Genomic DNA, 19,758 nt, shown 5'->3' on the forward strand with positions numbered 1-19,758 from the left:
GCCCTTAGCGAATCCAGAAATCCACCAGGGCTGATCAATCCTGGTGGATCCGGTGAACGAACCTCGTCGCAGTTTGGCTTAAAATGCCGCCCTATAGAATGGTTCCGTTCTCCTGAGCCTTGCCGCTACGCAAGCGGGATAGTGGTGCTGTCGAACATAACGGCGACCGAATGTGAGTTGGATCCGGCGACGGATGCGCGCCGGCTCATGCATGCTGGCTCAGACCACGGGTTTGCAAGAAATGGGAGAAAGAACGCTATGTATTGATGATCGATCTTGACGTCAAAATCCTCATGTGAGCTGCGACGACACCTTTTCGCTGGTGTCGCTGGTTTCGGCCGGCCTCGGCATCGGCTTTGCGCCGGAATGGACGAAGGATCTGCCGAACCGCAACTTCGAGCTCAGACCCGTGCGTGGCGTCGATCTCAAGATCGGGCTCGGTGTTGCCTGGAATAAGGAAGACCCAACGGCGTCTCGCGACGACATCATCGACATTGCCCGGTCGCTGGCGCGGCCGGCCAGGTAAGGGGCGGATGCCGACGGTCGGACGCAAGTTGGCCGTATCTCGGTAGCTCCATTGCCACTTGCTGCATTTTGTCTCGCGGTATCAGAGCGCCTGCGATCTCTCGGCACTTGCTTGAACTGCGGGTATGTCGTTCGCAATGACAGGCATTCCTGCTTTGCCCCCTCCATGAAAAGCTTTTCGTCAGTTCAGCTAGGCAGCCGCACAGTGCACTTGCGAAGGATCATCTTCGAAAGTCCGGCGATGGAGGAGAGGGCGTATCAATGGACGATATCAAATTCACAACCGGTTTGACGACGGCTCAGGGGGCGCGCGTTGCATTTCGCGGAACGCCATTTGTCGAACGGACGGCTCCGCTGAACCAAAATGCGCTTTGGATGCGCTGGGACCGCAACATGGTCGTCGATGCCTATTCCGATATGGTCGCGGAGCTCTCGGCAATTCGCACTGCAGTTGCCATGGGAGACATGTCGCCTTTGTCGAAGTATGTGATCGCAGGTCCCGACGCAGAAGCGATGATGGACAGGTTGATCCCGCGCGACATCAAGAAACTCCAGGTCGGGCAGATCTACTATGCGCCCTGGTGTGATGAAAACGGCTATGTCGTTGGCGACGGTCTCGTCTTTCGAATGGACGAGAATACGTTTCGCGTGTCGGCCGACCCAGGCTTTACCTGGTGGAGGCAGCACGCCGAGGGCCTCGACGTCGAGGTTACGGAAATCACCGACACCTATGGGATTCTGACGTTACAGGGGCCGCGTTCGCGCGAGGTGCTCGAGGCAGTGACGGCGGCGGGTTTTCAGGAGCTCCCCTTCTCCCGGCTTGCGGTCGTGACCATTGCGGGAAGAGAAGTCGAAATCCTGCGTCAGGGTTTCACCGGCGAGCATGGCTACGAGTTGTGGGTGAAGGCCGATGACGCGCCGATCGTCTGGGATGCGGTCGAAGCGGCCGGCCGCCCCTTCGGTATTCGTCCGGCGGGCGCCTGGGCACTCGACGTCGCACGGCTGGAGGCGGGCCTCCTGATCGTCGGCTACGACTATACCAGTGCCGGACCGGATCACGGAGGCGCCGGCATTCAGGCCGCAGGCAAATTCCGCGCATCGCCCTTTGACCTCGGTCTTGGCCGGCTCGTTGATTTCAAGAAACCCGATTTTCTTGGCAGGGCCGCCTTGGAGCGAATGTCGAAAGATGGCGAACATCGCCAGCTCGTGGGGTTGGAAATCGACTGGAAGCAGATCGCCGGCACTCAGCTGGGAAGCGAGGAACCTGGAAACCTGCGGCGTGTGCGATGGTACCCAGTACCCGTCTTTGATGGCTCCGTTGAAATCGGTCACGCGAGCAGCGTCGCGTGGTCGCCCACGCTTCGCAAGCTGATCGGCTTCGGTCATCTGAAGCAGGCTTTCGGGGAGGTCGGGACGCAGGTGACACTGCGTTGGGAGGATGACGGCACAACGCGCGACGTTGCTGCCCGGGTCGTGGCTCTGCCGTTCCACTCCTTGCGACGCGCCGCAAGCAACTGAGTACCCTGTTGCCCGGCTGCTGAAGCGGTCGGGCTCCCTCCATCGATGCTCCGCAGACCATGGTTGCCGCCCTCGCTGCGGCCAACGGATCTGCCTGCTTGAAAATCCGGGTGAGGCGATGACCAATCCAGCTGAAGCATGCACTGATATACGGGTTCATCCGGGCGGCGGCGCCGATACGACCATATCGATCGAACTCGCGCCGGAGCAGGTTCGCGATTTCGCGCCGCAAGCCGATAGGCTTCCCTTGGGCTCCAGGGTGTTTCTGACCCATCTTGCCGGCAAGCCGGAAGCACTTCAGGTCGAGGCGGCGGCGCGCATTACTGAGTTGGGCTATGTTGCAGTGCCGCATCTGGCAGCCCGCAATTTCAAGACGGAAAGGGACTACGTCAATCTCGTTGAGGCCCATAGCCGCAATGGGATCGACGAGGTCCTGTTCCTTGGCGGCAACCCGGCGCTTTTCCCCGGGCCGCTCGGCGAATCTGCCGAACTGCTCGCTCATCCGGTGCTGTCGGATAGTTCGATACGAACCGCCTTTGTCGCCGGTTATCCGGAAGGACATCCAAATATTCCCGAGGTTCGGCTCAAGGATGCGCTTAAGCGCAAGCTTGAGATTTGCGCACGTCGGTCACTCGAGCCTCGCATTGTGTCGCAGTTCGCCTTCGACGGAGCGATGATCGGCGCCTGGGCAAAGCGATTGCACGGCGATTTTCCCGAGGTTCCCGTTCACGTGGGGCTGGCCGGCGTCACCAGTTTGACGAAACTGATCCGCTTTGCCGCGATGTGCGGCGTGGGGCCGTCGATAGCTGCTCTAAGGCGTTCGGCGAGCGGTCTTCTCAACATCGTCGCGGACCGCAATCCGGCCGATGTGATCGATGCGGTTTCGTCGGCCTACCCTGATCCGGTAACGCCACTGCACCTTCATTTCTTTCCCTTTGGTGGCTGGGAGAAAACGCTCACCTGGCTCGGGGATTATCGGGAGGCCAGGCAGTTGCGGGCGGGCGTGCGATGACCAGCCTTGCGCAGCCCTTCGTTCTCACTCTAACTTGTGATGACCGGGCAGGGATCGTGGCTGCAGTAACCTCGCAGCTTCACGTCCTCGGCACTAACATCGTTGAAAGCAACCAGTATTGGGACCGCGCCACCAACCGCTTCTTCATGCGGATCGCGTTCACACCATCGGGCGAGACGTCGGCTGATCGGATCGAGCGCGGTCTGGCGCCAGTCCTTGGACAGTTTGAGATGCAGGGGCGGCTGATCGACTGTCGAAAGCCGCCGAAGATTGTCATCATGGTCTCGCGGTTTGACCATGCGTTCCTGCACCTGCTTTACCAGATCCGTGTCGGCTGGCTCGATGCCGAGGTCGTAGCGGTGATTTCCAATCACGACGACAGTCGCGAGACGGCCGCCTGGGCGGGCATTCCCTATAATTTTTTGCCAATCAACCGGGAAAACAAAAAACAGCAAGAGGACCGCATCTTCGCGATCGTTCAAGAAACGGAAGCCGACCTGGTGGTTCTGGCGCGCTACATGCAGGTCTTTTCCGACGACATCGCCGGTCGATTGTTCGGCAAGGTCATCAACATTCATCATTCATTTCTGCCCAGCTTCAAGGGTGCTCGTCCCTATCACCAGGCCCATGAGCATGGCGTCAAGCTGATCGGCGCGACGGCACACTATGTCACTGCCGACCTCGATGAGGGACCTATCATCGAGCAGGAAACCGAACGCGTATCACATGCGATGAGTGTCGAGGATTTCGTCGCAGCAGGCAGAGACATCGAAAGCCGCGTTCTTGCGCGTGCTGTCAAACGGCACCTTGAGGCACGCGTCATGCTCAACGGCCGAAAGACTGTCGTCTTCGCCTAAGGCGACAGCCGTGTGCGGCTTGCAATTTGATTGAGAAGCGATGCACGGGCGGCTGCGGGCCGTCGTGCCTCAAATCATGGGAGGACCATGCAATGCGAAATGGAACATCACATCTCTTCGTGCCCGGACCGACAAATATCCCGGACGCGGTACGTCGAGCCATGAACGTGCCCATGCAGGATATGCGGGCGCCGGACTTTCCCGACCTGGTTCTGCCGCTGTTCGCCGATCTCAAGCGGGTTTTCCGAACTGACACTGGGTCGATTTTCCTGTTCCCAGGTTCTGGAACCGGAGCATGGGAGGCGGCGATATCGAACACCCTCAACCGTGGTGATCGGGTGCTGATGTCTCGTTTCGGCCAGTTTTCCCATCTTTGGGCAGACATGGCTAGCCGTCTTGGGCTCGATGTTGAATGCCTTGACGTCGAATGGGGCGAGGGTGTGCCCGTCGAAGAGTACCGCCGACGCCTGGACGCCGACAAGAACTGTCGGATCAAGGCGGTATTTGTCACGCACAACGAGACGGCGACGGGCGTGACTTCGGACGTCGCCGCCGTGCGGGCCGCGCTCGACGATACCGGCCACAAAGCTTTGCTGTTCGTTGATGGGGTCAGCTCGATAGCATCCATCGAATTCCGGATGGACGACTGGGCTGTCGATCTCGCCGTTACCGGCTCGCAGAAGGGCCTAATGCTGCCGGCAGGCCTCGGTATCCTCGCCGTCAGTCCAAAGGCGCTTGAGGCGCACGCGAGTTCGACGATCGAACGCTGCTATTTCAGCTTCGAGGATATGAAAGCGCCGTCAGCCACCGGCTACTTCCCCTATACGCCGCCGACACAGCTATTGCTTGGCCTGAGAGCATCGCTGGATCTGATTTTCGCGGAAGGATTGGACGCAGTCATTGCTCGGCATCACCGCCTTGCGGAAGGCGTTCGCCGCGGTGTTCATGCCTGGGGTTTGACCCTTTGTGCCACAGAGAAGAAGTGGTGGTCCGACACGGTCTCCGCCATCGTGGTCCCTGAGGACATCGATGCCAGGCAGGTTATCGCGAACGGCTATTCCAAGTACCGCACCTCATTCGGTGCCGGGCTCAGCAAGGTGGCGGGCCGGGTTTTCAGGATCGGCCACCTCGGCGACCTGAACGAGGTGATGTGTCTGTCAGCGCTTGCGGCGGCCGAGATGTCTCTGCGTGATGCTGGAGCAAAGATCGAAGCCGGGTCCGGCGTTGCGGCGGCGCAGGAATGGTATCGCTCGCAGATCGGACTTGCCGCTCGCAACCTTCAGGAACGGGCGGCATGAGGAGGGACAGGATTGTGAAACCGAAGGTCATCGTAACTCGGCGCTGGCCGACGGAAGTTGAAGACCGGTTGGCTGCAGAATTCGATGCGCGGCTGAACGTAACCGATCAGCCTTTAGATCGGCGTGAATTGCGAGCCGCGCTTGAAGAAGCCGATGCGGTCCTGCCAACCGTAACCGATAAGATCAGCGCCGACATTCTCGAGGGGGGTATTCGAGCAAAGATTCTCGGTAACTTCGGCGTTGGCTTCAATCATATCGATGTAGCGGCGGCAACAAGGGCCGGACTCGTTGTCACAAACACGCCAGGCGTGCTGACGGATGCGACCGCCGATCTGGCGATGACCCTCCTTTTGATGTGCGCGAGACGCGCAGGGGAAGGGGAGAGGGAACTGCGGGCCGGCAAATGGACAGGCTGGCGCCCCACGCATCTTTGCGGATCCCACGTCACCGGAAAGACCGTCGGCATCATCGGAATGGGGCGGATCGGGCAGGCTATGGCACGGCGATGCCACTTTGGCTTCGGTATGGACGTCGTCTTCTTTGACAGCCATCCGATTGCCGGTCTTGACGTGCCGGCGCGCCAATTGCCGAGCGTTGACGACGTGCTTGCGGCCGTCGACTTTGTTTCGCTTCATTGCCCAGGTGGAGGCGAAAACTATCACCTGATCGACGATGATCGGCTCGCCTGCATGAAATGGTCAGCTTTCCTTATCAATACAGCCAGGGGCGACGTCGTAGACGAACATGCCTTGGTCAGGGCGCTGGAAACCCGGAGGATAGCGGGCGCAGGCCTGGACGTCTTCGAAGGCGAGCCGCGTGTTCCCGGTCGTCTGGCCGAGCGGCAGGACGTGGTTTTGTTGCCGCATCTGGGGAGTGCGACGAAGGAGACCCGCGTCGCCATGGGCATGCGCGTCATCGAGAATCTGAAGGCGTTTTTCAGCGGCCGTTCGCCGCCCGATGCGGTCTGCTGATCCTTCACATCCCGTTGCAGTTCAATCGGCGGGCAGACGATGCGGTCGTCGTGCTCGTCCGACAGGAGAAAAATCGATGCCTGGTTTATTCGAAAGACAGCTCAAGCATGATTCGGTCATTGCCGGAGCGATCGCGCGCGAAATGGAGAGGCAACGATCCGAGATCGAACTGATCGCGTCGGAGAACATCGTGTCGCCAGCGGTTCTTGCCGCGCAAGGCTCCGTCATGACCAACAAATATGCCGAGGGCTATCCGGGGCACCGCTATTATGGTGGATGCCAATATGTCGATCTCGTCGAAGCCGCTGCGATAGAACGCGCTGGAATGCTGTTTGACGCATCGTTCGTCAACGTGCAGCCGCACTCCGGTGCGCAGGCCAACGGCGCCGTCATGCTCGCCCTGTTAAAGCCGGGCGACACCTTCATGGGCCTGTCGCTTGCCGCCGGTGGCCATCTTACCCATGGGGCTCGGCCGACCATGTCAGGGAAGTGGTTCAACGCCGTCCAATATGGCGTTCGCGAGAGCGATTGCCTCATTGACTATGAGGAGCTCGAAGAAAAGGCCATAGCGACGCGGCCGAAGCTGATCATTACCGGCGGGTCGGCCTATCCGCGTCTGATCGACTTCAAGCGAATTCGGGCGATCGCAGATTCTGTCGGGGCGGCCATGATGGTCGATATGGCGCATTTTGCCGGTCTGGTCGCTGGAGGGGTGCATCCTAACCCGGTTGAAATCGCCGACATCGTCACCACGACAACGCACAAGACGCTACGCGGCCCTCGCGGCGGTATGATCCTGACCAACAATCAGGACGTAGCGAAAAAGGTGAACTCTGCGGTGTTTCCGGGATTGCAGGGTGGTCCGCTGATGCATGTCATAGCGGCAAAAGCGGTGGCGTTGGGCGAAGCGCTTGAAGACAACTTCAGGCAATACGCTCGCCAGATGGTGGTCAATGCCCGGGCCATTGCCTCAGCGCTGACCGAACGAGGATACGATATCGTTTCGGGGGGGACCGATACGCATTTGATCCTGGTTGACCTGCGCAGCAAAGGGGTTTCCGGCAAGGATGCAGAGGAAGCCTTGGGGCGTGCCGGGCTGACCTGCAACAAGAATGGCATTCCCTTCGATCCAGCGCCCCCCGCTATAACTTCCGGCATCCGGCTCGGCACGCCAGCGGCCACCAGCCGCGGTTTCCGCGAAGCGGAGTTCAACGAAGTTGGCGCGTTGATCGCCGACGTCCTCGACGCCCTTGGCACCGAGCAAAGTGGCGAACAGGAGCGACGAGCGAGAATGTCGGTCCACGATCTTTGCGCGGCCTTCCCGATCTACTCGGCGGGGCATTGAAAACAGAGCGTGGCTTCGATCGAGAATCGGATGCGGTCGGTGTTCGATGCTTGATCACGCACGCGATAACCACGAGTATCAGAAGTGTTCGCTAACCCAACGTTTGGCGAACACTGCCGTCAGGTGCTTTGAAAGGCTTCGATGCGACTGCCGCCCATAGATCTCAGTCGGGAAAACACGTTCGGAGAGATCTCCTACGAAAGCGGAGGGCAATATGGCCCCATCCGGGGGGATTACCTTGCCTTCATTATCGTGCATCTCGGATCGCTCAAGATCGAGACCGATGAAACAGTGCTGCAGCTGGAGGCGGGCCAGTGTGCGCTATCCCTGACAAGGGACCGCTATTTGACGACCATCGCTCCCGAGACGCTAACTCACATCAGCTGGTGCGATGGACGACCACAAAATGCTGCTTGGCTCTACAAGGAGCGCCACAAATATGCGCCCTTCATTAACGCCTCGACGCAGGTCCAGACATTAATGCAACTGGGTGTCGATCTCGGGATCGGGGACCGCGATGGTCGTGGCGGCCTGCGCGAAGCTCTGACGAACACGCTCCTCAACGCCTATATTTACGAGGCGGAAGTTGTTGCGGAGGAAAGGCCTATCCCGCAGACGATCCTGCAGGCGCGCCGCTTTCTTGATGAAAACTTCGCCGCAGACGTTTCCATCGAGCGCGTCGCGCAACAGGTTCGCGTTAGCCCACAGTATCTTGTGTCCGCCTTTAAGAAGCACCTGGGCATGACGCCGGCTCGGTATCTCTGGCGCTGTCGGCTGGACTATGGCGCGCATCTCCTGCAACGCAGCGGCTTGTCCGTGAGCGAGATTGCCTACCAGGTCGGCTACAAGAATCCCTATCATTTTTCGCGCCAAATCAAGCTGGCTTTCGACTGCTCCCCGACCGAGCTCCGCGAGAAAATGCTGAACGGCTGAGCCTCCAGCGCGTTCAGTGCCCGACGTCCCCCAGCGATCCGACGACAGGCGAACTAGCGGTATTAGATCGCCAAGCGCAGGCATGGTCGTCTTCCTTGACCTCATGCATCAATTTTCCAGAGCACCTCCATCTCAAGGGGCGGGTGCGCGGTTCGCTAGCAGCAAACACCCATGGGATTGCGATATGGAAAACCTCAGTCACATCGACCCGATTGCACGCGACGAATGGCATGTCGTCGCCTCACTCGAGGAACTTCCGTCCATTGGCATGTTTTCAACCGTCCTTCTCGGTCAGAGGATATTGATCGGCCGGCACGGCGATCGGTTGGGCGCATGGCGTGAGCCGCAAGCCGCTGCTGAGCCGAGCGGCGCTCAGATGTCTGGTTCCGAGCTGCCGACCATTCAGCGGTTCGGTTACCTCTGGGCCACCTTGGGCGACCCGCCGCGCGATCTGTTCGAAATACCGGAGTTTGACGAGCCGGATCGTAGCCGTATCGTTCAGGGCGTCACACGCGTAGGCGTCTCGGCGCCGCGCGCGGTCGAGAACTTCCTAGACATGGGGCATTTCCCGTTCGTTCACACAGGAATTCTGGGGGAGGAACCCCATACAGAGGTCAAGCCTTACAAGGTCGACGTCTATTCCGACCCACCGGAAATCCTGGTCACCGATTGTGAGTTCTACCAACCGCAAGCCAATGCCGGTTCGGAGACGGGCGCAGATACCGAATACGTCTACAGAATACCCCATCCGTTTTGCGCCGTACTTTACAAGACGGGATCGACGCGTCCGGACCGGCGCGATGTTATCGCGCTCTTCGGCCAGCCCGTCGGCGAGGACCAGGTGCTCGTGCATATCGTTATCTGTCTGCTTGACGAAGTCACGGATCTGGCCGCGATGCGCAGCTTTCACCAGACCATTCTCGGGCAAGACAAGCCCATTCTTGAAAACCAGGTGCCCAAGCGCTTGCCGCTGGACTCGCGCTCGGAGGTTCCGATCCGCGCCGACGCCGCCTCTGCAGCCTATCGTCGATGGCTTCGTGAAAGGGGCCTTCGCTACGGTGTCGTCACAGGCAGCGGCTGACGACGGGTGCCGTCGACAAACCGCGCAAGCTTAACTGGAGATATGCGAAGCCAAAATAGCAGTCATTGTTGCCCGGGCTAGTTCATGAAAGCCTGTTACAGCAATGTGAAAGATCCAACGTCAACGGCGACAAAAAACCAAAGGGGAAGCCGTTGGCCCGGATGCTCTCGCGTCGATGCGACGATACCGCGCATCGCCTGCGAGCGACCGAACCAGGTCCTAAGTTGAAACAGGAGGAGTATCATATGCCTATCAGCATCACACGCCGCACCGCGATCCTTGGTTCGATGGGGGCATTTCTGCTTTCGGCGCTCGATCGAAGCTTTGCAGCAGGGCCAACCTCACTGAAGATCGCTCTTATTCTCGAGAGCCGCACCGATATCGGCTGGACGCGGACCTTGCTGGATTCGTTGGAACAGGTGAAGCAGGCGAGGCCAGACGGGCTCGACATATCGTGGGAGTACACCGACCCGCTGTGGAACGACGATGCGGAAAATGCCATGCGCTTCTACGCCGAAGGCGGCGAGTACGACATTATCTGGGCCCACGGCCGATATTCGGACCAGGTAAAGAAACTTAGCGCCGAATTCCCTGACACCATGTTTGTGGTAACCGGATCGGGCAACCTGCCTCTCGGGGCCAATCAATACTGGCTCTACAAGCGACTACACGAACCGTCCTATCTGCTCGGCATGCTGGCCGGCCGCACAACGAAATCTGGCGTCATCGGCCTGGTCGGGACGTTTGCGGCAGACGACGTCAACGACCAGATCAATGCGTTTCTCGATGGCGCGAGATCGGTCAGACCGGACGTGAAGCACCGCGTCTCCTATATCGGTTCCTGGTCCGACAATGCGCTGGCAGCCGAGCATGCCAATGTGCAGATCGCGTCGGGTGCGGATGTCGTGTTCATGCTGACGGACAACTTCAAGCCCTGCCAGGAACACCGGATCATGTGCTTTGCCAACATCAACGACCAGAGCAAGCTGGCGCCAGACGCAATAGCATCGAGTGCGATCATCGATTGGCAGCCGGATATCAAATGGATCATCTCGGAATGGCTCAAGAACAAGGCTGGTGGACAGTACAATGGAAACACCGAGCCAAAATGGTTCTCTATGAGCCAGGGCGGCGTCGATATCGCGCCCTATCACGACTTTGACGCAAAGTTGCCGGTTGCCGTCAAAGAGGAGCTCGCCGCGACGAGACAGAAGATCATTTCCGGCGAGTTTGTCGTGCCCCTCAATACCGCGGAGGTGAAGTAGCGCAGACGCTAGAACAGGACTGGTTTCACTCGATGGAAAATCTTCTCAGCGTACAGAACCTGACCAAGCGGTTCGGAGCCGTTACCGCCAACGACAACGTCGATCTCGATGTTCGCAAGGGCGAAATTCATTGTCTCTTCGGTGAGAATGGCGCCGGCAAATCGACACTGTCTGCCTGTCTTTACGGATACTATCGCGCAGACAGTGGCGTCATTCGCTTCAAGGGGCAGGTTGCCGAGCTTAATTCGCCGGCAGACGCGCTCCGCTTGGGGATCGGCATGGTGCACCAGCACTTCGTGCTTGTTGAAAACTTCACCGTCCTTGAGAACATCATCGTAGGCAGCCCCGATCTCGGGATATTGTTGTCGAAGTCAGCGGCACGACGAAAGGTCGAGGAGCTCTGTCTGCGATGCGGCATAGAGCTCGATCTCGATCGCGAGATCTGGCAGCTTTCGGTCGGTGAGCAACAGTGGGTCGAAATCCTCAAGGCGCTGTACTTTGGCGCGGAGCTGTTGATCCTCGACGAGCCGACAGCCGTCCTGACCCCGCAACAGTCCGACCAGCTGTTCGTCATACTTGATGGCATGCGGCGCCAGGGACTGTCGATCATCCTGATCAGCCACAAGCTACGGGAAGTGATGCAGTCCGATCGCGTGACGATCCTTCGCAAAGGCAAGGTCGTTGCCACAGTCGAGACATCTACCACGACGGCAGAAGCCATCACGGCACTGATGGTCGGGCACAAGGTGACGAAGCGCGTCAGTGACAGATCGGTCACTCCGGGGCGCGAAGTTCTCGTCGTCGACCGTGCCGTTGCCATTGGCGAGTGGGGGGAAGAAGTGCTTTGCGATGTCAATTTCACCATCGCGGAGAACGAAATTCTTGGCCTGGCGGGTGTTGCGGGCAACGGCCAGAAAGAACTGTTCGAAGTCCTGATGGGCGTGAGGACGCTGAGTTCGGGCGGCTTTCACCTCAACGGCGAGGCGATAGTGGCGCCGACGTCGCGCGAAATGCTCGACAGGGGTGTAGGGCTCGTGCCTGACGATCGTTTCCGCGAAGGGTTGATCCCGGAGTTCGGAACTGCCGAGAACCTGGTACTTGGGTGGCAGCGTAAGCCGGAATACAGACGCGGACCATTCCTCGACCGCGGCAAGATCAACGCTTTGGCCGCGCGCAAGATCGATGAGTTCAGGATCGTGGCTGCCTCCGCGGACCTGCCCGTCGAGCGCCTGTCCGGCGGCAACGCCCAGCGTGTCATTCTTGCGCGCGAATTTCTCCACGCCAGGGGCCTGCTGCTTGCCAACCAGCCCACGCGCGGGCTGGATGTGGCCGCATCCGAATTCGTTTACGAGAAGATCCTGGAAAAGCGTGCCGAGGGCTTCGCCGTCCTTCTGGCTTCCGAGGAGCTCGACGACCTATTGCGTCTCTGTGATCGCATCGCCGTGATCTTCAAGGGCAGGATCATGGGGATTGTGCAGCCTGAGGAAACGACACTCCTCGAGCTTGGAATGATGATGGCGGGTAACGCCAGCAACCTTGGTGGACAGGTCAATGATTTCAGTTCAAAGGCGCTCAGGCAATAGCCTGAGCTGGAATTTCGCCTGCTATTCAGCGGCAATGGTATGCGCTCTTATTTCCGCGGCCGCCTTGCTCCATTTGTCGGGAGGCGATGTGGCGAAGGCGTTCTCCTCGCTCATTGTGGGAGCTTTCGGCAGCCAGAAGGCACTGCTCGGATCGCTCGCCAAAGCGACGCCGCTGTTGCTTGTCGGCCTTGGAACCGTCATCGCTTTCAGGGCGAAGATCTGGAATATCGGGCAGGAAGGGCAGGTTCTGGCCGGCGCAATGTGTGCCTACTGGGCCAGCCTATGGATTGGACCGCTGCCGTATCTGATCGCGGTTGCCGTGCTGGTCCTTGCCGGCCTGGCAGGTGGCGGCGTCTTGGGTCTCCTGGCCGGAGTTCTCAAGACCCGTTTTGGCACCAGCGAAATCATCTCGACGGTGATGCTGAACTATATCGTGATCTTTCTGCTTGCCTATCTGCTTGATGGCGGGCCCTGGATGGAATCGGGGGCGACCGTCGCCTATCACCAGTCGCCGCCGGTCAATGCGATGCTGGAGTGGCCGACGCTGTTTGGCCAGGGCGCGGCCAAGCTGCACTTCGGCTTCATTCTCGCACTCGGTGCCACGGTGCTGTGCGCTTTATTGTTGGAGCGAACGCCGCTTGGCTACGAGATCCGCGCGTTCGGCTCCAATCCGACTGCTTTGAGGTTCCGCGGAACCGATATCAGCCGCCTTTTGCTAGTGGTGATGCTTGTGTCCGGCGCGCTGGCGGGGCTCGCTGGCGCAGGCGAGCTATTTGGAACCTCCCACCGTCTGCGCGCTGAAACACTGCTCGGTATTGGCAGTTCCGGCATCGTCGTTGCGATGGTGGGAGGGCTGCGACCGAGCGGTGCCATGCTTGCAGCACTGTTCTTCGGCGCTCTTAAAAGCGGCGCCATTTACATGCGATTGCAGAGCGGAACTCCCGCCGGGCTCGTCTCGGCCATGGAAGGGCTCGTCCTGCTCTTCTTCCTGTGCGCAGCCGTGGCTACCAGGGTCCATATCACCGTCAGGAGTGAAGCGCATGCTTGAGCTTTTTCAGGGACCGCTGTTCATCAGCATTCTCGCCGCGATGGTTCGGATTGCCACGCCGCTCTTGTTCTCGGCAATGGGCGAACTCGTCACTCAACGGGCCGGTATCTGGAACATTTCCGTCGAGGGAACGATGTTGCTCGGCGCAGTCGTCGCCTATGTGATCGCCTCGTCGACAGGTTCGCCGTGGCTAGCCCTGCTTGTGGCGGTCCTGGCATGCGCGCTCTTGAGCCTGATCCTGTCCTTTGTCACCATCGTGCTCAAATCAGAGCAGTTCATCGCCGGTCTGGCCCTGAACCTGCTTGCCTCTGGGCTGACCCTCTTCTGGTTCCAGACCTATATCATCGGGCGCGACCCTCCCAAGTTCGCCGGGTTCGAAGCTGTCGAGATTCCGTACTTGTCGGATATTCCCGTCCTTGGAACGGTGCTGTTTTCCCAGCGTGTTCTAACCTATGTCAGCTTTCTCCTTCCGCTCGCGGTCTGGTTCTTTCTTTACCGCACCCGATACGGGCTTGAAGTTCGCTGCGTCGGGGAAAATCCGAAAGCGCTCGACGTCAAGGGTCTAAGCGTCGGTGGCCGCCAATGCCTGGCGATCATGTTCGGAAGCGTGATGTCCGGCTTCGGGGGCGCGTTCCTAATGCTGGGCTATTCCGACCGATTTGTGCCAGATCTTATCGCCGGTCGCGGTTGGCTCGTCGTTGTTGCCATCATTGCCGGCAACTGGATGCCTTTCCGTGTGGTTGGAGCGATCTTCATTTTCGCGTTGCTCGAAGCCATCGGAATTCATGCCCAGGTGGTTGGCGTTTCAATTCCGCACCACGTCTTCCTGGTATTGCCATATGTGGCCTCACTCGTGCTTCTGGCTGGGCTGAGATCGCGAACGCATCAGCCGGTCGCACTTGGAATTCCCTATCGCCGGGAATGAAGGACAGATGAACTGACGACATCCGCTTTTGCACTTCAGTGCCCAGCCGCGTGTGTTTCCACGGCTGGGCTCAATGCGTCGTCGTGCCTAAGGGGGACGCGAAAAACAGTCCGAGAAGAAGGGGTAATCCTCACTTAAAGCACTGATAAAAATGACTTTAATCCGCTCCTGGTGGCAAGTGGCAAACCTTTGACCGGTGTGACTGCCCTGTCGGAAGCCGGGTTGCCTGGAGGGTGGTCTCCGAGATTGCGTTTTGAGCCAAACGTTAATTGAGGGTATGCGCGGGGCAACGGGGGACATTCCGTCCTGGCCATGAAAATGAAACTCTGCAGGTAGTTAACCATCATCGTTACGGCATCGCCGTAGCAATGCACGACCGGGAGGCGGGCCAATGGGAGAGTTTCGCTGCGTCGATCGTTCGCTTCTCAACGACTGGCACGTTGTCGCCGAGCGGTCTGCGCTGATGTCGAATTCGGCTTTCACCACACGTCTGATGGGGCATGACCTCCAGGTCACACTCGATGGCCGCTACAACCTGCGAGTGGTCGAGTTGGATACAGGTGAAGAAGTCTGTTCAGATTCGCGATACGGCTTTATCTGGGCGTGCCTCGGACGGCCGGAACGAGACATCATATACCTCCCGGAAACGAACGAGGCCGATCGCCACTTGTTGAGCGGCGGCTCCATCGCAGTCAGAGTGTCGGGTCTGCGAGCCGCCGAGAACTTTCTCGACATGGGGCACTTTCACTTCGTGCACACGGGCCGGCTGGGCGATGAACCGCATACGGAAGTACTGCCCTACAATGTGACGACTACGGCAGCAGATGAGGTGCTGGCGACCGATTGCAAGTTCCTCCAGCCGTTTGCCTCCCCAACGGCACAGGCGGCGATGCTGGTCGACTATGTCTACAAGGTCTTCCGGCCGTATACGGTCGCACTCTACAAGAGCAGTCCCTTCGATCCCGGCCGAAAGGATCTGATCGTGCTGTTCATCCAGCCGGTCGATGAGGAGAACTGCATCGTTCACTCCTACCTCTGCTATCTCAAGCAGGGCATGGAGGCAGCGGCGGCGCGCAGTTTCATGCAGCTGATATTTGCGCAGGACAAGCCGATCCTCGAAAACCAGCGCCCGCGACGCCTGCCGCTCGATCCGCGCACGGAAACCCCGATCAGGACCGATGCCGTCTCCGTCCACTATCGACGTTGGCTTCGTGATCGCTCGGTCACATATGGCGCGATCACGTACGCTGTCTGATCGACAGCGGGTCAGTTGAACAGGATGGAGTCTCCTATGGCGAAGACAAGTAGATGTTTGGATCCCGTTGTCCTGAACTTATGGCACCCCCTCGGGGCGTTGGCTGAGTTCCCGGTCGATACGGTTGTCGATACCGTTCTACTGGAGGAACGGCTCAGCCTCGCAGTCGGCCCTAGCAGCGCGGTTGCGGTTTGGCGGTCCTGCACCGATTTGGTCGCTGGCGACAAAATCGATGTGGCGTCCGTGAGCAAATCGCTGCCGGCGAAGGTGGCCTACGGCTATCTCTGGGCTTCCCTCGGTTCTCCACCAGATGAGCTTTTTCCCATTCCTGAATATGAGGAAACCGATCGGCGCCGACTGAATGCAGCGACCTTCGGCGTCAATGTGTCAGCGCCGCGCGCGATCGAGAATTTTCTCGATATGGGCCATTTCCCCTATGTCCACACGGATATCCTGGGCGTTGAACCGCACACCGAGGTCAAGGAATACGACGTCGATATATCGGTGGAGCGGGACGAGATCCTGGCAACCCGCTGCCGCTTCTTTCAACCTTTGGCATCGAGTGCGTCGGAGACTGGCGCCGAGGTCGAGTATATCTTCCGTGTGCCCCACCCCTATTGCTCGGTTCTCTACAAATCGAGCCCGGTCGACGATGCCCGGTACGATGTCATCGCGGTTTTCATGCAGCCTCTCAGCCAGGAGAGTGTCCGCGCGCACATGATGCTTTGCATCCTCGACGAGGACAACGAAGACAAGGTGATCAAGCGGTTTCAGCAGACAATCTTCGGCCAGGACAAGCCGATCCTGGAGAACCAGTTTCCCAAACGTCTGCCGCTCGACCCCAGGGCCGAGACGCCGATCCGGGCAGATAAGTCTGCCATCGCCTATCGCCGCTGGCTGAGCCAGAAGGACGTCAGATACGGGGTCATCCCGGCTTCAAATTGAACTGCGCCCAAAACAAAACACTGATGATGAATTGGAGACCAAGATGCTTGAAGATGTGAGGACTAGGTGGCATCCGATCGCGGCAACGGACGATCTGCCGCTGCGGCATGTGTTCCATGGCCAACTTCTTGGCCGGGAATTCGCTGTCTGGCGCGCAGACGATGGATACGTCAACGTCTGGGAAAATCGCTGTCTGCATCGCGGTGTCCGGCTATCGATAGGCATCAACGATGGCCGGGAACTGAAATGCCAGTATCACGGGTGGCGCTACTCGAACCGCACAGCCGGATGCACCTACATTCCGGCCCACCCCGCAGACGCGCCTGCGCGCACCATTACAAACCGGTCGTTTCAAGCAGTCGAGCGCTACGGTTTAGTGTGGTCCTCAGAGGACCCGGGCGGCGATCTCCCCGTGGTGGAAGGAATTGGCGAAGATGACCTCCTGGTATTGCGCGCCATACCGGTCAACGCGTCGGCAGAACTGGTTGCTCAAAGGTTGCAATCCTATCGCTTCCAGCCGAACAGCGAGATTGCTGGAACGGGCGCCAACGTCGAACTGGTGGCAGCGTCTGAAGCGGCCGTCGCTCTGAGAAGCTGCCAAGGCAGGGCTGAAACGCTTTGCGTTTTTTTCGTCCAGCCGGTCGATTCAGGTCGCTCGGTAATCCGAGGTGTCCTCAGCGGCAGGCCGAACGATGCTCAACTGACAGCGGTGCTTCGCTACCACAATGAAGCGCTCTCCAAATTGCGCGCAGACTTGGAGCGCGAGGCGGCGGCCCTGCCTGTGCCCGTACCGATCGAACCAATTTTCGAGCGGGTCTCGGAAGAGCTCGCCAGTTTGCCTGAACTCGACAGTCGTGGCCGCAAAGCCGCGATCCGGGTGCAAGTTGCGCGCAAGTGGCAGACTGCCGATGGTATCATGGCCTTCGAACTCCGGCCCATCAGAGGTCTGCTTCCGACCTTCCAGCCAGGTGCCCATATCGACGTACATCTTCCGAACGGACTTGTCCGCCAGTATTCGCTTACCAATGGACCCGGTGAAACGGACCGCTTCACCATCGGGGTGAAGCTCGATCCTGCATCAAGGGGCGGGTCCCAGTGCCTTCATGACAGCGTGCGCGAAGGAGACGTACTGGCTATCTCCGAGCCAAGGAACAATTTTCCTCTTCGACGCGACGCACTGAAGACTATCTTCGTTGCCGGCGGGATTGGGGTCACGCCTTTGCTGGCGATGGCACAGACGTTGAACAACCAGAGCCTCGCCTACGAACTACACTACTTTGCGCAGAACGAGCAGCAACTCGCATTCTCCGAATGCAGGCAAGCACTCGGCGATGCCGTCATGCCCCATCTGGGGCTGTCGCCCAGCGACACCGTCAACGCGTTGCGCCGGCTTTTGTCACCTTATCTTCCGGACACACAGCTCTATATCTGTGGACCCAGTCCGATGCTCGAGTCGACTCGTTCTCTGGCAGCCGAAGCAGGTTGGCCCGAAGCAGCGGTGCATTTCGAGTACTTCAAGAACACGAACGTCATTGACGATAGTTCGAGTTTCGAGGTGGCCTTGGCGCGTTCTTGTCTGACTATCAAGGTGGCGGCGGGACAATCCATTCTCGAAGCCATGCGCGATGCCGGCGTGGACCTTCCCTCATCTTGCGAACAGGGGGCCTGCGGCACCTGTCTTGCAACCGTCATCGAAGGCGAACCGGATCATCAGGATGTCTATCTCAGCCCATCAGAGCGGGCCTCGGGGACAAAGATCATGACTTGCGTCTCCCGCAGCAAATCAGCTCGTCTCGTGCTCGACGCCTAAGGATACCGAAAATGATCAAGCTCTACGACTACGAACTGTCGGGCAATTGCTACAAGCTTCGGCTGCTTATGAGCATACTGGGAGTGGACTACAAAACCATCCCCGTCGACTTCTATCCCGGCCGGGAACACAAGTCGGAATGGTTCTTGAAGCTCAATCCGCTCGGGCAATTGCCGGTAATCGACGATGACGGGCTTGTGTTGCGTGATGCGCAAGCGATCCTCGTCTATCTCGCGGCTAAGTACGACACAGCGGGAACGTGGTATCCCCGCGATAATCCTGAGCTCTTGGGCGAGATCAGCCAGTGGCTTGCCTTTGCCGACGGCATTACGAGCACGGCGTCGGCCGCCCGTCTGCACGACGCGCTGTTTTACGACTTCGACATTGATACGGCACGCGCCGGCGCTCACAGACTGTTCCGGATCCTTGATGAACATCTCTGGTTCGGCGAGCGGCAAGAACGCGAATGGATCTGCTCGGCAAAGCAGCCGACGATCGCCGATATTGCTTGCTTCCCCTACATCATGCTTTCGGAGGAGGGCGGGATTTCCAGGCAGGATTATCCGGCAATTCGCCGCTGGTGCGACCGCATCAAACGCATCAACGGCTTCATTGTCATGTCCGGGGTATTTCCGGCCGGGCCGGCAAAAGCTGCGTAACAACGCCAGATGACGAACCACCTACGAAAGAAACTAGGGAGAAAATAGATGGATGTACGTGCCGCCGTTGCCGTTCAGGCCGGCAAGCCGCTTGAGGTCATGACGGTTCAGCTCGAAGGCCCAAAGGCCGGCGAAGTGCTGATCGAGGTCAAGGCCACCGGCATCTGCCACACCGACGACTTCACGCTATCCGGCGCCGACCCGGAAGGCCTGTTCCCGGCGATCCTCGGCCATGAGGGAGCCGGCATCGTCGTCGACGTCGGCCCAGGCGTCACCTCGGTGAAGAAGGGCGATCACGTCATTCCGCTCTATACCCCCGAGTGCCGCTCCTGCCCGTCGTGCCTGTCGCGCAAGACCAACCTGTGCACCGCGATCCGCTCGACCCAGGGCCAGGGCCTGATGCCCGACGGCACCTCGCGCTTCTCGATCGGCAAGGACAAGATCCACCACTACATGGGCTGCTCCACCTTCGCCAACTACACGGTGCTGCCCGAGATCGCCGTTGCCAAGGTCAACCCGGACGCGCCCTTCGACAAGATCTGCTACATCGGCTGTGGCGTCACCACCGGCATCGGCGCGGTCATCAACACGGCCAAGGTGGAGATGGGCGCGACCGCGATCGTCTTCGGTCTCGGCGGCATCGGCCTCAACGTCATCCAGGGCCTGCGTCTTGCCGGCGCCGACATGATCATCGGCGTCGACCTCAACAACGACAAGAAGGCCTGGGG

General features: G+C 59.3%; 17 protein-coding genes and 1 pseudogene. All 18 read left to right on the forward strand.

From position 1 onward, the window contains the following. Positions 1-283 precede the first annotated feature (283 nt). Positions 284-526, forward strand: a pseudogene (locus tag ACTJKE_RS35615) (LysR substrate-binding domain-containing protein); the annotation flags it as partial. 260 nt (positions 527-786) lie between these two features. Beyond that, entirely contained in the window at positions 787-2,043 is a 1,257-nt protein-coding gene (locus tag ACTJKE_RS35620) for an aminomethyltransferase family protein (protein WP_440693813.1), read from the forward strand. Positions 2,044-2,161: 118 nt separating this feature from the next. Continuing rightward, entirely contained in the window at positions 2,162-3,055 is an 894-nt protein-coding gene (locus ACTJKE_RS35625; RefSeq protein WP_440693815.1) for a methylenetetrahydrofolate reductase, read from the forward strand. Beyond that, complete coding sequence (purU, locus tag ACTJKE_RS35630; RefSeq protein WP_440693817.1) at positions 3,052-3,912, forward strand: formyltetrahydrofolate deformylase; 861 nt, start codon at positions 3,052-3,054, stop codon at positions 3,910-3,912. Before ACTJKE_RS35625 ends, purU begins: the two co-directional genes overlap by 4 nt. A 92-nt stretch (positions 3,913-4,004) precedes the next feature. Beyond that, the gene (locus ACTJKE_RS35635; RefSeq protein ID WP_440693819.1) at positions 4,005-5,210 is read left to right on the forward strand and encodes an aminotransferase class V-fold PLP-dependent enzyme; all 1,206 of its coding nucleotides are present in this window, start codon (positions 4,005-4,007) and stop codon (positions 5,208-5,210) included. Next, positions 5,207-6,181, forward strand: coding sequence for a 2-hydroxyacid dehydrogenase (locus ACTJKE_RS35640; RefSeq protein WP_440693821.1), 975 nt, complete (start codon positions 5,207-5,209; stop codon positions 6,179-6,181). Before ACTJKE_RS35635 ends, ACTJKE_RS35640 begins: the two co-directional genes overlap by 4 nt. 76 nt (positions 6,182-6,257) lie before the next feature. Beyond that, on the forward strand, positions 6,258-7,526 hold the full coding sequence (glyA, locus tag ACTJKE_RS35645; protein WP_440693823.1) for a serine hydroxymethyltransferase: 1,269 nt from the start codon (positions 6,258-6,260) through the stop codon (positions 7,524-7,526). Between the two features lie 141 nt (positions 7,527-7,667). Next, on the forward strand, positions 7,668-8,459 hold the full coding sequence (locus ACTJKE_RS35650) for a helix-turn-helix transcriptional regulator (protein WP_440693825.1): 792 nt from the start codon (positions 7,668-7,670) through the stop codon (positions 8,457-8,459). Positions 8,460-8,643: 184 nt separating this feature from the next. Next, positions 8,644-9,540, forward strand: coding sequence for an aromatic ring-hydroxylating dioxygenase subunit alpha (locus ACTJKE_RS35655; RefSeq protein WP_440693839.1), 897 nt, complete (start codon positions 8,644-8,646; stop codon positions 9,538-9,540). 245 nt (positions 9,541-9,785) lie between these two features. Continuing rightward, positions 9,786-10,805 carry a BMP family lipoprotein gene (locus tag ACTJKE_RS35660; RefSeq protein WP_440693827.1) on the forward strand — a complete coding sequence of 340 codons (1,020 nt, stop codon included), beginning with the start codon at positions 9,786-9,788 and terminating at the stop codon, positions 10,803-10,805. Between the two features lie 32 nt (positions 10,806-10,837). Next, a complete protein-coding gene (locus ACTJKE_RS35665) occupies positions 10,838-12,388 on the forward strand; it encodes an ABC transporter ATP-binding protein (protein WP_440693829.1) in 1,551 nt (516 codons plus the stop codon). Further along, on the forward strand, positions 12,357-13,436 hold the full coding sequence (locus ACTJKE_RS35670) for an ABC transporter permease (protein WP_440693831.1): 1,080 nt from the start codon (positions 12,357-12,359) through the stop codon (positions 13,434-13,436). The genes ACTJKE_RS35665 and ACTJKE_RS35670 overlap by 32 nt, the downstream gene beginning before the upstream one ends. After that, positions 13,429-14,361 (forward strand): ABC transporter permease, encoded by a 933-nt coding sequence (locus ACTJKE_RS35675; protein ID WP_057248275.1) that lies wholly within the window; start codon positions 13,429-13,431, stop codon positions 14,359-14,361. Before ACTJKE_RS35670 ends, ACTJKE_RS35675 begins: the two co-directional genes overlap by 8 nt. A gap of 391 nt (positions 14,362-14,752) precedes the next feature. Then, positions 14,753-15,616: an aromatic ring-hydroxylating dioxygenase subunit alpha gene (locus ACTJKE_RS35680; protein WP_440693833.1), complete on the forward strand. Its 864-nt coding sequence runs from the start codon at positions 14,753-14,755 to the stop codon at positions 15,614-15,616. 24 nt (positions 15,617-15,640) lie between these two features. After that, positions 15,641-16,561: an aromatic ring-hydroxylating dioxygenase subunit alpha gene (locus tag ACTJKE_RS35685; protein ID WP_440693841.1), complete on the forward strand. Its 921-nt coding sequence runs from the start codon at positions 15,641-15,643 to the stop codon at positions 16,559-16,561. Between the two features lie 43 nt (positions 16,562-16,604). Next, positions 16,605-18,371, forward strand: coding sequence for a Rieske 2Fe-2S domain-containing protein (locus ACTJKE_RS35690; protein ID WP_440693835.1), 1,767 nt, complete (start codon positions 16,605-16,607; stop codon positions 18,369-18,371). Between the two features lie 11 nt (positions 18,372-18,382). Beyond that, on the forward strand, positions 18,383-19,030 hold the full coding sequence (locus ACTJKE_RS35695) for a glutathione S-transferase family protein (protein ID WP_440693837.1): 648 nt from the start codon (positions 18,383-18,385) through the stop codon (positions 19,028-19,030). Positions 19,031-19,078: 48 nt separating this feature from the next. Next, positions 19,079-19,758: alcohol dehydrogenase catalytic domain-containing protein (locus ACTJKE_RS35700; protein ID WP_440693408.1), on the forward strand; the 680-nt coding region annotated here is incomplete at its 3' end.

Source organism: Ensifer sp. 22521, from assembly GCF_052044795.1.
Taxonomy (GTDB): Bacteria; Pseudomonadota; Alphaproteobacteria; order Rhizobiales; family Rhizobiaceae; genus Ensifer.

What these genes read in the sequence shown, in the direction of transcription:
- ACTJKE_RS35650 (WP_440693825.1), top strand. Translation starts at nt 7,668, where the DNA reads ATGCGACTGCCGCCCATAGATCTCAGTCGGGAAAACACGTTCGGAGAG.
- purU (WP_440693817.1), top strand. Translation starts at nt 3,052, where the DNA reads ATGACCAGCCTTGCGCAGCCCTTCGTTCTCACTCTAACTTGTGATGAC.
- ACTJKE_RS35690 (WP_440693835.1), top strand. Translation starts at nt 16,605, where the DNA reads ATGCTTGAAGATGTGAGGACTAGGTGGCATCCGATCGCGGCAACGGAC.
- ACTJKE_RS35660 (WP_440693827.1), top strand. Translation starts at nt 9,786, where the DNA reads ATGCCTATCAGCATCACACGCCGCACCGCGATCCTTGGTTCGATGGGG.
- ACTJKE_RS35620 (WP_440693813.1), top strand. Translation starts at nt 787, where the DNA reads ATGGACGATATCAAATTCACAACCGGTTTGACGACGGCTCAGGGGGCG.
- ACTJKE_RS35680 (WP_440693833.1), top strand. Translation starts at nt 14,753, where the DNA reads ATGGGAGAGTTTCGCTGCGTCGATCGTTCGCTTCTCAACGACTGGCAC.
- ACTJKE_RS35640 (WP_440693821.1), top strand. Translation starts at nt 5,207, where the DNA reads ATGAGGAGGGACAGGATTGTGAAACCGAAGGTCATCGTAACTCGGCGC.
- ACTJKE_RS35635 (WP_440693819.1), top strand. Translation starts at nt 4,005, where the DNA reads ATGCGAAATGGAACATCACATCTCTTCGTGCCCGGACCGACAAATATC.
- glyA (WP_440693823.1), top strand. Translation starts at nt 6,258, where the DNA reads ATGCCTGGTTTATTCGAAAGACAGCTCAAGCATGATTCGGTCATTGCC.
- ACTJKE_RS35670 (WP_440693831.1), top strand. Translation starts at nt 12,357, where the DNA reads ATGATTTCAGTTCAAAGGCGCTCAGGCAATAGCCTGAGCTGGAATTTC.
- ACTJKE_RS35675 (WP_057248275.1), top strand. Translation starts at nt 13,429, where the DNA reads ATGCTTGAGCTTTTTCAGGGACCGCTGTTCATCAGCATTCTCGCCGCG.
- ACTJKE_RS35685 (WP_440693841.1), top strand. Translation starts at nt 15,641, where the DNA reads ATGGAGTCTCCTATGGCGAAGACAAGTAGATGTTTGGATCCCGTTGTC.
- ACTJKE_RS35655 (WP_440693839.1), top strand. Translation starts at nt 8,644, where the DNA reads ATGGAAAACCTCAGTCACATCGACCCGATTGCACGCGACGAATGGCAT.
- ACTJKE_RS35625 (WP_440693815.1), top strand. Translation starts at nt 2,162, where the DNA reads ATGACCAATCCAGCTGAAGCATGCACTGATATACGGGTTCATCCGGGC.
- ACTJKE_RS35695 (WP_440693837.1), top strand. Translation starts at nt 18,383, where the DNA reads ATGATCAAGCTCTACGACTACGAACTGTCGGGCAATTGCTACAAGCTT.
- ACTJKE_RS35665 (WP_440693829.1), top strand. Translation starts at nt 10,838, where the DNA reads ATGGAAAATCTTCTCAGCGTACAGAACCTGACCAAGCGGTTCGGAGCC.